At 30.3% G+C, this 14843-nt stretch carries 16 protein-coding genes and 1 tRNA gene; 13 read left to right on the forward strand and 4 right to left on the reverse strand.

Going from position 1 to position 14843, the window contains the following annotated elements; genetic code table 11:
• Positions 1-28: 28 nt before the first annotated feature.
• The 12 genes from ilvC to AVBRAN_RS09750 are packed head-to-tail and all read left to right on the forward strand — an operon-like array spanning position 29 to position 9099.
• Positions 29-1048, forward strand: a complete 1020-nt coding sequence (gene ilvC, locus AVBRAN_RS09695) for a ketol-acid reductoisomerase (RefSeq protein WP_214116355.1) — start codon at positions 29-31, stop codon at positions 1046-1048.
• Positions 1048-2091: a divergent polysaccharide deacetylase family protein gene (locus tag AVBRAN_RS09700; protein WP_239803138.1), complete on the forward strand. Its 1044-nt coding sequence runs from the start codon at positions 1048-1050 to the stop codon at positions 2089-2091. The genes ilvC and AVBRAN_RS09700 overlap by 1 nt, the downstream gene beginning before the upstream one ends.
• Complete coding sequence (locus tag AVBRAN_RS09705; RefSeq protein ID WP_214150099.1) at positions 2066-2845, forward strand: DNA-processing protein DprA; 780 nt, start codon at positions 2066-2068, stop codon at positions 2843-2845. Before AVBRAN_RS09700 ends, AVBRAN_RS09705 begins: the two co-directional genes overlap by 26 nt.
• A complete protein-coding gene (gene ruvX, locus AVBRAN_RS09710) occupies positions 2845-3219 on the forward strand; it encodes a Holliday junction resolvase RuvX (protein WP_214119608.1) in 375 nt (124 codons plus the stop codon). Before AVBRAN_RS09705 ends, ruvX begins: the two co-directional genes overlap by 1 nt.
• Position 3220: 1 nt before the next feature.
• Positions 3221-3727, forward strand: coding sequence for a tetratricopeptide repeat protein (locus AVBRAN_RS09715; RefSeq protein ID WP_239803139.1), 507 nt, complete (start codon positions 3221-3223; stop codon positions 3725-3727).
• A 23-nt stretch (positions 3728-3750) separates the two neighbouring features.
• Entirely contained in the window at positions 3751-4407 is a 657-nt protein-coding gene (locus tag AVBRAN_RS09720) for a tetratricopeptide repeat protein (protein ID WP_239803140.1), read from the forward strand.
• 16 nt (positions 4408-4423) lie between these two features.
• Positions 4424-5191, forward strand: a complete 768-nt coding sequence (locus AVBRAN_RS09725; RefSeq protein WP_239803141.1) for a tetratricopeptide repeat protein — start codon at positions 4424-4426, stop codon at positions 5189-5191.
• Positions 5192-5223: 32 nt separating this feature from the next.
• Complete coding sequence (locus tag AVBRAN_RS09730) at positions 5224-6090, forward strand: tetratricopeptide repeat protein (RefSeq protein WP_239803142.1); 867 nt, start codon at positions 5224-5226, stop codon at positions 6088-6090.
• 25 nt (positions 6091-6115) lie between these two features.
• On the forward strand, positions 6116-6883 hold the full coding sequence (locus AVBRAN_RS09735) for a tetratricopeptide repeat protein (protein ID WP_239803143.1): 768 nt from the start codon (positions 6116-6118) through the stop codon (positions 6881-6883).
• A gap of 16 nt (positions 6884-6899) precedes the next feature.
• Positions 6900-7679, forward strand: a complete 780-nt coding sequence (locus AVBRAN_RS09740) for a tetratricopeptide repeat protein (protein ID WP_239803144.1) — start codon at positions 6900-6902, stop codon at positions 7677-7679.
• Complete coding sequence (locus tag AVBRAN_RS09745) at positions 7676-8227, forward strand: tetratricopeptide repeat protein (protein WP_239803145.1); 552 nt, start codon at positions 7676-7678, stop codon at positions 8225-8227. The genes AVBRAN_RS09740 and AVBRAN_RS09745 overlap by 4 nt, the downstream gene beginning before the upstream one ends.
• Positions 8227-9099, forward strand: a complete 873-nt coding sequence (locus tag AVBRAN_RS09750) for an RsmB/NOP family class I SAM-dependent RNA methyltransferase (RefSeq protein WP_239803146.1) — start codon at positions 8227-8229, stop codon at positions 9097-9099. Before AVBRAN_RS09745 ends, AVBRAN_RS09750 begins: the two co-directional genes overlap by 1 nt.
• A 300-nt stretch (positions 9100-9399) precedes the next feature.
• On the opposite strand, the gene AVBRAN_RS09755 is transcribed toward AVBRAN_RS09750, so the two are convergent.
• From AVBRAN_RS09755 to phsA, 4 genes are all read right to left on the reverse strand, one after another.
• Complete coding sequence (locus AVBRAN_RS09755; protein ID WP_214119628.1) at positions 9400-9927, reverse strand: hypothetical protein; 528 nt, start codon at positions 9925-9927, stop codon at positions 9400-9402.
• Positions 9928-10754: 827 nt separating this feature from the next.
• Complete coding sequence (nrfD, locus tag AVBRAN_RS09760) at positions 10755-11717, reverse strand: NrfD/PsrC family molybdoenzyme membrane anchor subunit (RefSeq protein ID WP_239803147.1); 963 nt, start codon at positions 11715-11717, stop codon at positions 10755-10757.
• Complete coding sequence (locus AVBRAN_RS09765) at positions 11710-12276, reverse strand: 4Fe-4S dicluster domain-containing protein (RefSeq protein ID WP_239803148.1); 567 nt, start codon at positions 12274-12276, stop codon at positions 11710-11712. Before AVBRAN_RS09765 ends, nrfD begins: the two co-directional genes overlap by 8 nt.
• Before the next feature lie 2 nt (positions 12277-12278).
• Entirely contained in the window at positions 12279-14537 is a 2259-nt protein-coding gene (phsA, locus tag AVBRAN_RS09770) for a thiosulfate reductase PhsA (protein WP_239803149.1), read from the reverse strand.
• 222 nt (positions 14538-14759) lie between these two features.
• Between phsA and AVBRAN_RS09775 the strand changes: the two genes are divergently transcribed.
• Positions 14760-14835 (forward strand) — tRNA-Lys (locus AVBRAN_RS09775).
• Positions 14836-14843: the final 8 nt, after the last annotated feature.

The raw sequence follows: 14843 nt of genomic DNA on the forward strand, positions 1-14843 counted from the left end.
TAATTAAATCAAAAGAAAAAGGAAAAATATGGCAGTAAATGTTTATTATGATCGTGATTGCGATTTAGGTTTAATTAAAAGCAAAATAGTTGCGATTATTGGTTTTGGCTCACAAGGACACGCTCACGCTGAAAACTTAAGAGATAGTGGTGTAAAAGTTATAATTGGTCTAAGAGAAGGAAGCTCGGCTAATAAAGCTCGTGCTAAAGGTTTTGAAGTTTTAAGCGTAGCTGATGCGACTAAAAAAGCTGATGTTATTATGATTTTAACTCCTGATGAGTTTCAAGCTCAAATTTTTAATAGCGAAATTAAACCAAACTTAAGCGAAGGAAAAGCTATAGCATTTGCTCACGGATTTAATGTTCATTACGGACAAATTGTAGCTCCAAAAGGAGTAGATATTATAATGATAGCACCTAAAGCACCAGGTCATACGGTAAGAAATGAATTTGTAATTGGTGGTGGTGTTCCTGATTTAATAGCAGTTGCTCAAGATGAAAGCGGTAATGCAAAAGCTCTAGCACTAAGCTATGCAAGTGCAATTGGTGGCGGACGCACAGCTATAATTGAAACTACATTTAAAGACGAAACAGAAACAGACCTTTTCGGCGAACAAGCAGTGCTTTGTGGAGGTTTAACTGCACTTATTGAAGCAGGATTTAATACACTTGTAGAAGCTGGATATGAGCCTGAAATGGCATATTTTGAGTGCTTACACGAAATGAAATTAATCGTTGATTTAATGTATCAAGGCGGAATTGCTGATATGAGATATTCTATTTCAAATACGGCTGAATACGGCGATTATATTACAGGCGAAAAAGTTATAAACGAAGATAGCAAAAAAGCTATGAAAAAAGTATTAAAAGATATTCAAGATGGCACATTTGCAAAAGATTTCATCTTAGAAAGCCGTGCAAATTATCCAAAAATGAATGCAAGACGCAATATTACTAAAAACAGCCTTTTAGAACAAACTGGCGTTAAATTACGCAAAATGATGCCTTGGATTGAAAAAAGCAAATTAGTTCAACAAGATAAAAATTAATGGCTAAAAAAAAGCAAAAAAGCAAAGCTAATTCTAGCTTTGCTAAAACTCTTAAAATAATTTTTTTATTTTTATTATTATTTGGCATAGGGCTTTTAGTATATTTAAATATATACGAAAGCAAAGAGCAAATTAGCGAAACTAAAGAGATAAAAACTCAAAAAGAAATTCAAAAACCAAAACCGCAAACAATAGTAAATGCTATAAATAATTATAAAAATGAAAAAAGCATTGATAAAGAAAAGAATTTAAATCAAAATTTTAGTGATATATTTGCTAATATGGATTTAGAAAAAAATGATGATAATTGTAAGGTAACTAGCGTAACTTGTTTTGATACTAAAGAAACTTCAGCCTTTGGTTCTTTAGCAAGTGCTACTAATATTAAGGCAAAGTTAGCAATTATTATTGATGATGTTGCGACAAAAGAACAAAGCGAAGAAATCAAAAAAATTATTAAAAATGGTAAAAAAATCACTCCGAGCTTTTTTCCTAACACAAACAATCACCCAGACACTAATAAATATTCAAAAGAATTTAAATCTTTTATGATACACCTTCCTTTAAGGGCTTTAAAGTTTAATAAAGAAGAGCCGCTAACCCTTACTCCAAGTGATAGTTATCAAGTGATTGAAAATAGGATTAAAAATATCAAAATCGCTTTTCCAAATCTAAAATATCTAAACAATCATACAGGCTCATTATTTAGCGAAGATGAAAACGCTATGAGAAATTTATTTAAAGCATTGAAAAAATATGATTTGATTTTCGTTGATTCAAGGACTAGTGCTAACACAAAAGCACCTACAATTGCAAAAGAATTTAATCAATTTTATATACACAGAAATGTATTTTTAGATAATTCACAAGATTTAAATGATATTCGCAAAAAGCTAGATGAAGCAGTAGAATTTGCCCTAAAACACAAAAGAGCAATAGCCATAGCACACCCACACAAAAATAGCCTAAAAGCAATTAGCGAATATGACTTTTCTAAAGTTGAGCTAGTTTATATAGATGATATATACAACGATTATAAATGAGTTTAATACTCTTAAAAACCCGCCTAATAAGATTTATTATAAAGGCAATTTAGAACTTTTAAAAATGCCTAAAATAAGTATAGTAGGCTCTAGAAAAATGAGCGTTTATACAAAAAATCTAACCTTTAAACTAGCACAAAAACTAAGCCAAATAGGTATTTGCGTAGTAAGTGGTGGAGCAATTGGAGTAGATATTGAAAGTGCAAAAGCAAGCCTGCCTTATCATATAGGAATTTTTGCAAATGGGCTTAATAAAATCTATCCAAAAAGCAATGAATTAATCATCAAACAAATATATGAAAACGCCCTAGCGCTAAGCGAAAACGAGCCAAATCATATCCCATTAAAACACGATTTTTTAGCTAGAAATCGCCTTGTAGTAGCTCTTGGAGATATTTTAATCATCACCCAAGCAGACCTTAAAAGCGGTTCATTAAATTCAGCAAAACACGCCCTAGAATATGGAAAAGATATTTATGTGTTAGCCCAAAGAATAGGAGAAAGTGATGGCACAAACGAGCTAATCGCAAACTATAAGGCAAAAATAATTTATGATATTGATATTTTCGTAGCACAAATGCAAGAATACTTCAGCGTTCAAAAATGCTACACTCAAAACTACGATGAGTTTTTAGAATTTTGCAAAAACGGAGCAAATCTTGATGAAGCCTTAGAGCGATACGGCGAATTAGTATATGATTATGAACTTGATGGAAAAATAATAATTGATGGAGTTTTAGTTAGGAGTGTTTAATGGAAAATATACTTGCACTTGATTTAGGACTTAAACGAATTGGCGTTGCAATTAGCATAATGAAAATTCCTATGCCACAACCTGCAATAATTAGAATAAATCGCAATCAAGCAGCCACAGAAGTAAAAGAACTAATCAAAAAGCACAAAATCACTAAAATTGTAATAGGAATTCCAATGGGTGGTAGTGCTGAAGATGAGATGAGAAGAAGAGTGGAGCATTTTTCAAAACTAATTGAATTTAGCAATATAGTCTATCACGATGAGAGTTTTACAAGCAAACAAGCAGCAAAAATTATTAGTAGCAAAAAAAAAGATGGCAAACAAGATAGCATTGCAGCATTTTTATTGCTTAAGGATTATTTAGGAATTTAAATTGAAAAAGCTCGTTTGTTTGCTTATATTTAAAGTTTTGTTAGCAAATGATTATGACTTAGGATTTGAGATTTTTAAAAATATTGATTTTACAAAAGAGCCAATTGAATACGAAAATGATTTAAAACAAGTTTATAATTTATGGTCTAAAGCTTGTAAGAATAAAAATATGCAAGCTTGTTATGATTTAGGGTTTTTATATGAGAGCGGAATAGGAACTAAGCAAAATTATACTAAAGCCATAAATCTTTATACTAAAGCTTGTGAAAATAACTTATATGAAGCTTGTTATGCAGTAGGTTTTATGAATGCTTATGGGATTGGAACGCAACAAAACAAGAAAAAAGCTATTAAATTCTATACCAAATCTTGTAATCATAATTATGCTGTTGGGTGTTATTTTTTATCATTTTTATATAAGAATAAAAAAGCTAAAGAATATTTAAAAAAAGCTTGTGATTTAGGCGATGAAAGAGCTTGTAAAAGTATTGAGAATTTGAAAGATTAAATTAGAAATTTAAAGGAAGTAAGGTGAAAAAATTATTATGTTTAGCACTTTTAGGTGCAAGTGTTTTAGGTGCAGTTGATATTAGTGGATTAGAAAAAGCTTGCAATAAAAACGATTATAAAGCTTGTGATGCTCTTGGATATTTATATGCAAGTGGCGAAGATGTGGAGCAGGATTTTAAAAAAGCGAATAAATTATGGATTAAGGCTTGTAAAGGTAAAGATGCTTCTTCTTGTTTTAATATAGGATTATCTTACGAACAAGGAAACGGAGTAAAACAAGATTTAAAAAAAGCAAGTGAGTTTTATATTAAAGCTTGTGATGGTGGACATACTTTTGCTTGCACGAATTTAGGTTCTATGTATTTTAAAGGAGATGGCATAAAACAAGATTTAAATAAGGCGAGAGAATTTTATACTAAAAGTTGCGAACTACAAGATTTTGGTGCTTGTGGATTTTTAGGCTTTATGTATTATTCTGGAATTGGCGTTGCAAAAGATATTGAAAAAACAAAAGAATTATGGACTAAAGCTTGCGATAATAAAGACGGGGAAAGCTGTTTAGCTTTATCAAGTTTATATGAAAATGATATTAAAAAGTCTATTGAATTAATTAAAAAAGCTTGTGATTATGGAGAACATACTAGTTGTTTGCTGTATAAAAAAATAAACAAGCAATGACATTAAAGGAGATAAAATGAAAAACTTATTATGTTTAGCACTTTTAGGTGCTGGTATTTTAAGTGCAAATGAGCTTGAAAGTCAGTGTAATAAGGGCGATTTGGAAGCTTGTTCAGATTTAGGAGTAGAATATGCTAAAAATCAAGATTATGCTAAAGCAAAAGAATATTTTACTAAGGCTTGTGATAACGGAAATGCTACAGGTTGCAATAATTTAGGGGTTGTTTATGCGAATGAATTTGGAGTAAAACAAAATTATACAAAAGCAAGAGAGTTTTATACTAAAGCTTGTGATAATGGGGATACTATGGGTTGCTCTAATTTAGGGTTTTTATACGAAAAAGGACTTGGAATAAAGCAAGATTATTTTAAAGCAAGAGAGTTTTATGCCAAAGCTTGCAATAACGGAAATGCTACGGGTTGCTTTAATTTAGGAATTTTATATGCAAATGGATTTGGAGTAAAAAAAGATTACATAAAAGCAAAAGAATATTTTACTAAAGCTTGCGATGGTGAAAACGCTAGTGGTTGCTCTAATTTAGGGGTTGTGTATGCAAATGGATTTGGAGCAAAACAAGATTATGCAAAAGCAATAGAACTTTATGCTAAAGGTTGTGATGGTAACGATGCTATGGGTTGTTATAATTTGGGGGCTTTATATAATAACGGGCAAGGCGTTAGAGAAGATAAAAGAAAAGCTAAAGAATACTTAAGAAAAGCTTGTGATTTAGGCGAACACAACAGCTGTAGTCATTATGAAATATTAGATGAGCAAGGGTTTTGATAAATAACAATGATAAATTTAAAGGAAGTAAAGTGAAAAAATTATTATGTTTAGCACTTTTAAGTGCTGGTATTTTAAGTGCAAATGAACTTGAAAGTCAGTGCAATCAAGGGGATTTTGAAGCTTGTTTTAATTTAGGAGTAGAATATGCTAAAAATCAAGATTATACTAAATCAAAAGAATATTTTACTAAGGCTTGTGATGGCGGACAAATTCTTAGTTGCCTTAGCTTGGGTGAATTTTACTTTTTTATAAATCAAGATTATGCTAAAGCAAAAGAATATTTTATTAAGGCTTGTGATGAAGATGCTACGACTTGCTCTGATCTAGGGTTGTTATATAGTGAAGGGTTTGGAATAAGACAAGATTATATAAAAGCAAAAGAGTTATTTACTAAAGCTTGTGATGCAGGAAGTGTTGTTGGCTGTGTTAATTTAGGAAATTTATATGCTAACGGAAATGGTGTAAAGCAAGATAATGATAAAGCAAAAGAGCTTTATACTAAAGCTTGTAATGATGAATTTACTGAAGGTTGTTACGGTTTAGGATTATTATATAGCAAAGGGGTAATTAGAACAAGCGAAGATTATTTAAAGGCAAGCGAATTTTATACTAAATCTTGTGATGGTGGAGAAAGTGTTGGTTGTTATAATTTAGGTGTTTTATATAGCAGTGGGTATGGAGTAAAACAAGATCCTATTAAGGCAAAAGAGCTTTTTACTAAAGCCTGTGAAGATGGGTTACCTAATGGTTGTTTTAATTTAGGCAGTTTGTATTATAAAGGCAAAGGTGTAAAACAAGATAAAACAAAGGCTAAGGAATATTTTGGCAAAGCTTGTGATTTAGGCGGTCAGAATAGTTGTTATTGGTATAGAAAATTAAACGAGCAAGGATATTAATAATAAGAAATTTTAAGGAAATAAAATGAAAAAATTATTATTTTTGATGCTTGTAGGTATGAGTTTATTTGCAAATAAAACCAATAAAGAATGTTTAAATATGAATTATAAAACTTGCTACGAGATAAATGATAAGAATTTAGAAAGTAAATGTGACAATAAAGATTATCATGCTTGTTTTTTATTAACACTAATTGAGTTAGATAACAATTGCAACAAAAACGATTATGAATCTTGTCATAAACTAGCTAACGAATATGAGAGTGATTGGAAATTTAAAAAAGCTATAGAATTGCATACAAAGGCGTGTAATGGTGGATATTTTCAAAGTTGTGATTTTTTAGGCTTTTTTTATGAACATGCTCGTGGGGTAAAGCGAGATATTGCTAAGGCGATACATTTTTATAAAATAGCTTGTGATAACAAGGAATATTTAGCATGTGAAAGCATAGGTTATATATATTCTGAAGGTTTTTGGCTTATGCAAAATCATAAAAAAGCGATTGAATATTATAAAAAAGCTTGCGAGTATAATAAAGGAAGATGTGAAAAATTAGCTTGGCAATATGAAAAAATAGATGATTTCAAAAATGCTATTAAGGCTTATGAAATTTCTTGTGATGCTAAAAATAATAATGCCTGCTTACGCTTAGGAATAATGTATGAAAACGGCGAAAATATAGAGCAGGATATAAATATGGCAAAAAAATATTATAGTCTTACATGCCGATATAAAGGCGGCATAACTTGTGATAAACTAGAAATGTTAAACCAACAAGAAATTATAAAATAAATATGTAGGATAAAATATGAAAAAATTATTATCTTTGGTATTTTTTAGTATAAGTATTTTAGTTGCAAATGAAAACAATAACGAATGCTTAAATATAGATTATAAAACCTGCTTTAAACTTAATGAAGCCGAACTAAAAAGCAAATGTGATAAAAAAGATCACCCATCTTGCTATCTTTTAAATACGCTAAAATATGAAAAATTATGCGCTCAAAATGATTTAGAAAGTTGCTACGAACTAGCTGGGCAGTATGAAGATCATAAAAAATATAAAAAAGCCTTTAAACTACACACAAAAGCATGCGATGGTGGGTATTTTTCAAGCTGTGATTATTTAGGTTTTTTTTATGAACAAGCTCGTGGTATAAAGCGAGATATTAAAAAAGCTATGCAGTTTTATGAAATAGCTTGTGACAATAGAGTAGCGAATGCTTGCAAAAGTTTAGGCAATAAGTATTCTACAGGTTTTTGGGTTAAGCAAGATCATAAAAAAGCGATTGAATATTATAAAAAAGCTTGTGAATATGACCGACCATATCAATGTGAGGAATTAATATACGAATATGAAAAAATAAAAGATTATAAAGAAGCGATTAAGATTTATAAAAAAACCTGTGATAACGGATATTTCCCAAGCTGTGAGCGTTTGTTTTTGATGTATAAAAATGGCGATAGGGTAAAGCAAGATTTAAATTTAGCAAAAAAATATTTAGCCGATGTTTGTCGTTATAGTCCTGAGTACTGCGAAGAATTAGAAATAAATGAAGAAGAAATCTTTAATCAGGAAGTAAAATGAAAAAATTATTATTTTTAGTGTTTTTAGGCGCTGGTATTTTAGGTGCGAATGAGCTTGAGAGTAAATGTAATAAAGGCGATTTGGTAGCTTGTGTAAAATTAGGTGAAATATATTTTAACGAACAAAACTATCAAAAATCTATTGAATTTTTTAAAAAAGCTTGTGATGGTGGTTATGCTTTGGGATGTACCGGTCTAGGAAAATTTTATGCAGATGGAAGAGGTGTTAAACAAGACTTGGTAAAAGCAAGCGAACTTTACACTAAAGCTTGTGATGGTGGAGATGCCTTAGGCTGCTTTGTTTTAGGATTTTTATATGAACAAGGATTTGGAGTTACGCAAAATTATACAAAAGCTATCAATCTATATATCAAATCTTGTAATAATAGATTCGGTGTAAGCTGTTCTATGGTAGGGGCTTTATATAGTAATGGCAAAGGTGTGAAAAAAGACAAAATAAAAGCTCAAGAATACTTTAACAAAGCTTGTGATTTAGGTTATCAGGGCGGTTGCGATGAGTATAGAAAACTAAATGAACAAGGATATTAATGATATTTAATCATACCGAGCATTTTAGCGAGATTTATGGCTTTAAAAAGCCAATTGATTTGGAGTATTTCGGAGTATTTATAAACTCTATCAAATGCGATGAAGAAAAGTTTTTAAGCGCATTTAGCACTTACGAACCTACAAAAATAGATAATAATTTTTATATTTTTAATCAAGAATTTAAAATAAGAATTTCAACTCACGATTTAGCAATAAATGGCGGTATTTATATACAAGATTATTCAAGCTATTTATGCGCTAAGGCTTTAAATGTTAGCTCAAGCGATATTATTTTGGATATGTGTGCTGCTCCAGGGGGTAAAAGTATAAATCTAGCTAATTTTAGCGACAATTGTGAAAATCTAAGCTCAAATGAGCTAAATAGCAAAAGATTTCATAAGCTTAAAACAATCCTAGCAAACTACGGCGTAAAGGCAAAAACCTATAATCACGATGGCGTTTTGATAGGTCGTAAAACGCCCGAGCGATTTAGCAAAATATTGCTTGATGCTCCGTGTAGCACATTTATGCACGATTTTTCTATCACAAAAAGTCAAAAAGAAATAAAGCAAATCGCCACTACTCAAAAAAAGCTTTTAAACTCTGCCCTAACAGCTTTACAAATAGGTGGGGAGCTAGTTTATAGCACTTGCACGCATAATTTTTATGAAAACGAAGCAGTGATTTTTAATGCGCTTAATTCTAAATTTAATATAGAACTTTTAGAAATTGATTTGCCTTGCGAGTATTTACAAGGACTAAGTAATTACGATGAAAAATATAGCGATATTAGACTTGCTAAAACTTATCGCATAAAGCCAACCAATACTCATTCAGGCTTTTTCATAGCAAAATTAAGGAAATTAGGTTAAATCATTTTGCTAATAAATTTGTAATATTCTAAGAAATATTGAGCTAATTAGTGAGTTTAAATTATAAAAACTACATAGATAGATTTAATAGTATTAAAAAGACTTAAAAGTAAGAAAACGATAAGATATTTAATCAATACATAGCAAAATCTTATAAAAAAATAAATTATTTTAATAATCTGCCTTGCCTAATCAACTGCAAAATATTCTAATTAGCTATTTTAATTGTTTGGCTTGGCAATTAGTGTTTTTACAATAATTAGTTAAAACCTAAATACTTAATAGTATTTAGGGAGAGTTTTAATTATTTGTTTGTTCTTTTAGTTTTTCTTCAAGTTTTTTAAGCTTTTTTTCTGATTTTTTATGTTCTTTTTCAACTTTTTCCACTTTATCATCAACTTTATTTTCTAATTCTTTAGCTTCTTTTTTAGCTTTATTTTTTAATTCTTTTTCTTCTTTATCAGCTAATTTTTTAGCTTCTTTATCTTTTTTAGCTTTGATTTTTTCTAAATCATCTTTGTATTTATCTTCAACTTTTTCTTTTTTAGCATTTAGTTTTGCTTGGCTTTTTTCTAATTTTTTACTCTCGTAATCATATTTAGTTTCAGCTTTGATGGTTTTTAATTTTTCATTATCTATTTTACCATCTACACAATTTTTGCTGATTTCTTGTTTTTGTGTTTTTAAATATTCTAACCTTTCTGGATTTGCCTTTTTTTGATTTTGAACTTTTGTGATTTGCTCATCAAGTTTATTTAAAACCTTATCACACGATGTAGCAGCAAAAAGCGATGAAGCTAAAGCAACACTTAAAATTAACTTATTCATAAATTCTCCTTAAAAAATATTCAGCAAATAGTATAAAAACACTCATTAAACAATTAGCTTAGCTAAATAAATTATATGTAGCCAATACAAATTAAGTAAAACTTAAGAATGGGGGGGGGTATTATACTGATTTTTAAAATATTTAAGGAGAAAATATGAAAAAATTATTAACAGCTAGTTTGTTTTGTGGCGTGGCATTATTTATGAGTGCTTGTTCTGATGAAAAAAAGAATTAAGTCAAGATGCGTTTAAGTTTGATATTGAAACTGAAACAAGAGGATTCGGTCAATATATAAGACACATTTTAAGTCTAACAGCTAAAGATGATATTGAAATTAAAAAAATTACAGCAAATCGTGGTGCTTGTGAAGTAAGAGATTGGAATAAAGAACATGATGAATACAATTTAAGCGATAACTTAATATCTGATGAAACTCCACCAAAAGTATGTAATGCTGGAATATTAAATAAAAATTGGATTAATTATTGCGAAACATTAATTAAATGGGCAGAACTAAGTAAAGAAGATTGTAGTTATGAGTACAAATACGATTTAGAGGATACAAGCGAAGGTTTTAAACACATAAATGAAAGAGTAGAAAAAACGAAATATTCACACTATATTGAAAGTTGTGAAAAAGCAAAACAAATTGCTAAAGAAAAATACAATGGGAAATATTATTATGATTATAAAGTGCCAATGAAATTTGGTGAAACTAAACAATTTGGCATATTTAATTGTTCTAATGTTGTGGAATTTAGCGTATATACAAATAAAGGCTTTGTAACTTATAGCGTTAAATAATAGCTTAGCTAAAGGAAAACCTTTAGCTAATGCAAACTTGTCCTGCATAAACGATAAAAAATCTTAACATTACTACTCCAACTAGCACAGCAAGAGAGTTTATTATTATGAATGCAGGTTTATAGGCGTGGTTTTTAAGTGCGGTTAGGGCTATTAAAATAGGTAAAATAAGCCCCGTTCCTAACACTCCAAACCAAAATAATTTTGAATAAAACTCATGAGAAAAAATAGCCTTAAGCGATATTAAACTCTCGCCCCCACTATAATACATCCCTACAAAAAGTAAAAGCAAGATAGGGATTTCAAGCATTATTGCTCTTAAATCTAAAACTAATAAATACTTTATGTTTTCTTTATTTAAATGAGCTTTAAAAAATAAAATTCCCACAAGTATATTTGCAGCTATTCCACAAGAAAACGCAGAAACCACAAAAAGTAATGGTAAAATAGGGGTATTCCATAAAGGGATTTTAGAAATCGCACTTAATAAAAATCCCGTATAAGCACCAACACATAAAGCTAAGAAAAACAATACATATTCAATCATCTTTGCAAAATTAGCCATTTTTCTTATGGAATTTGTAATAGGAATTAAGAACCTAAAATAAAGCCCTATTTCACGCTCAAAAATGATTAATGCGTATAAAAATGCTAAAGGTGTATAAACTAATAAAAACAAAACACCTAAAGTCATAACCGAAGTAAAATTGTATTTTATTAGCAATAAATAAAACGTAAGTGGTTTGCCTAAATCAATTATCAAAAGCAAAAGCCCCAAGCTAATAGCAAGTGGAGAAATTAACGCTCCTGCTTTAATCGTAGCGTCCCAAATACTATTAGTATTATGTGTAAATCTATTAAATTTTACTATTAATGAAACCATCAAACACCCAGCACTAAGCCCTGCTAAAAACAAATATAGTGCAATAGGCCAAGGCCAATAAATCTCATTATATTGCATTAAGCTTCCTGCCATATTATTCATAGCGTCCTCCTTTTGTGTTTTTTATAAAACCTAGTTTTGGTTTAGTGCCTAAATGAGCTTTAGGATATTCAACGCTTTTACTTGCTAAGACTTTATTAACTTCTGAATTGTTATCATTTATATCCCCAAAAATTAGTGCATCAGTAGGACATACGCTAACACAAGCAGGGGTTAAACCATCGCTTACTCTATTTGGATAACAAAAAGTGCATTTATCAATTGCTTTTGTGATAGGATTAAGAAATCTTGCATTATAAGGACAGGCTAATATGCAGTATTTGCAAGATACGCATAAATTTTCATCAATTAATGTTATTCCATTTGCTAGTTTAAAACTAGCTCCCGTAGGACATACGCTTACACACGGGCTATCTTCGCACATTACACAACTTGCCCTTGTAAAATCTGTTTGAAGATTTGGAAAAACTCCCTTCATTTTCGCATGAACTTGCACTCTAAAAACCCCACTTGGAATTTGATTTTCGTTTTTACAAGCTACGCTACAAGCCTCGCAACCTATACATAAATTTTCATCGTGAATCATTACAAACTTTTTCATCTTTAAGCCCTTTTAATATCTACGCCTATATTTGTAACCATTGTGCTACAAACATAACCACTTCTTGAACCTAGCACTATGCTATCATTTGCACCTATTTCGTGAATATTTTTAAGTGCTGGAGTGTTACGACCAAATCCGTGATAAATAAACAATGTATCAGGACGAATGCCTTGAGTTAGCATAAGTTTTACTTGGATTTTGCCAAATTCATTTTCTAAATATACTAAATCGCCATCTTTAAAGCCTAATTCTTTAGCCTTAGTTTCATTTATCCACACAGGACTTTCACTCATTAATTCATTTAAAATTGGGATATTTTGAGTATGAGCATTTGTATGAATTGGAGTTTTGCCACTTGTTAGACAAAATTCATGATTTTTAAACACATCATAATCAGTTGTATTTAAACAGCCGTGAGTTGGGAATAAGTTTTCAACTTTTTCTATGAAAAGCTCTATTTTTTTACTAGGTGTCTTAAAGTTAATTAGTGAACTAAGTTCGCCGTTACTATCAATTTTATCTTTAATTTGTGGATAAGTTTTAGCAAATTCTTTTATGGTTTTTGGCTCTCTTAAATAAAGACTAGGGACTTTATAAGTTACTATGCCATCTTTTTTAAGATTTGCTAGTAAATCTACATTACCTTTAGCTTGCTGCATTCTATACTCATCTATTGTCGTATAAGTATAAAGCTCATCAATTTTCATCATACTTGCTAGTTTTCTAAAAATATCAAAACCACTTTTTGTATCGCCTATAACTTCTACGGCTTTATTTCTCATATAATAGCCATTTCCTATAGTTGCAATGCTCTCATCTCGCTCTAAATATGAGCTTTCTGGTAATACCACATCAGCTAAATTGCTAAAATCATTTAAATATATATCAATACTTACTATAAAATCTAGCTCATTTATAGCCTTTAAACTCTCATTTACATTTGCTACATTTACTAAGTGATTAAACCTAGTATTTACCCAAGCTTTAATAGGATATGGCTTTTTGCTAAGTATTGCAGGGGCAATATCCATTAAAACTCCGTGTTTTCTGGATACAAAATAATTTTTATTTCCAACTTCACCTGCACCATCAATTCTAGGAGTGTTAGGAACCTTAAAAACATTGCTAGGATTATCAAGAGTAGGGAAAATATCTTCGCCTATGATTTTGTTTAAAGTATTTGTATTTTTGCTAGTGTGAATGCCACCTTTTTTCTCGTAATTTCCCATTAAAGCGTTTGCTATTGCAATAGCTCTTGTGCGTTGATATTCTGCATAAGTAGTAGTGGTTTTATGTCCCCAATCAATTACTACTTTAGGAGCAGCTTTATAGATTTCATCGGCAATTCGCTCAATAGTATCAGCACTAATTCCAGTGATACTTTCTTGCCATTTAGGGCTTGTATCTTTTACACTAGCTTTAAGTTCATCAAGTCCTATGCAATATTCATTTACAAATTCTTTATCGTATTTTTCATCTCTTAGCCAAATATGAATTAATGCCATTAAAAATGCCACATCAGTTCCTGGCTTAATAGGTAGCCACTCATCAGCCTTAGCAGCAACTACGCTAAATCTAGGCTCAAGGACAAGTAGTTTTGTATCACTTGCAGCTGCAAATTTAGCTAGTTTTTTAGCATCACTTATTACTATACCTTCAAATAAATTATGTCCGAAATTTACAATATATTTTGCATTAGCAAAATCTCTTGATAAGCCGCCGCCATAAGTATGCTCTAAAACCATATTATAAGTAATCGGACAGCTTGAATAATGTGAAAATATATTAGGACTGCCGTAAGCACAGGCAAAATTACTCATATGAGTGTGAGATTCTCCGGCTTTGCTTGTAAATATTACGCTACTAGCTCCGTGCTTTTCTTTTATTTCATTTAACTTTGTTGCAACTAAATTTAAAGCTTCGTCCCAACTAGCTTCACGCCATTTGTTTTCCCCACGCTTACCTACACGAATTAAAGGCTTAATAAGGCGGTTTTTATCATATAATTGATTAATTCCTGCTCCACCCCTTGCACATACGCTAGTTTTATTTGTGCTAAATTTTGGATTACCATTAATAAATACGCCTTTATTATCTTTAACGCTTATTTCAATAGGACAGCGAGTAGAACACATCTCGCAAACCGAAAAAACACTTTTTTTATCCCCTTTTGTAAAGGCATTAGCACTCAAAACTGGATTAATACAGGCTAATGAACCTAAAAATGCAGAGCCTTTTAAAAATTCCCTTCTTTGCATTAATACTCCTTAAATTTCAATACTTTCAAAGTATTTAATTAAATTATACTTAAAAATTTTAATTAAATTATAAAATTATAATATTTTTTATTTTACATTATCGGAATTTAAATTCTTTTTATTTTTTATGCCAAATTCTTGAATTAAAATATAATTTTTTAGATTTTTCTTGACAATTAAAAATTTTTTTTGTATTATTCAACCTTTCACAAATATTTTAATGTCTTGTTAGCTCAGCAGGTAGAGCATCTCACTTTTAATGAGGGGGCCGCTGGTTCGAATCCAGCACAGGACACCATCAATCTT

Source organism: Campylobacter sp. RM12651 (assembly GCF_022369475.1).
Lineage (GTDB): Bacteria > Campylobacterota > Campylobacteria > Campylobacterales > Campylobacteraceae > Campylobacter_E.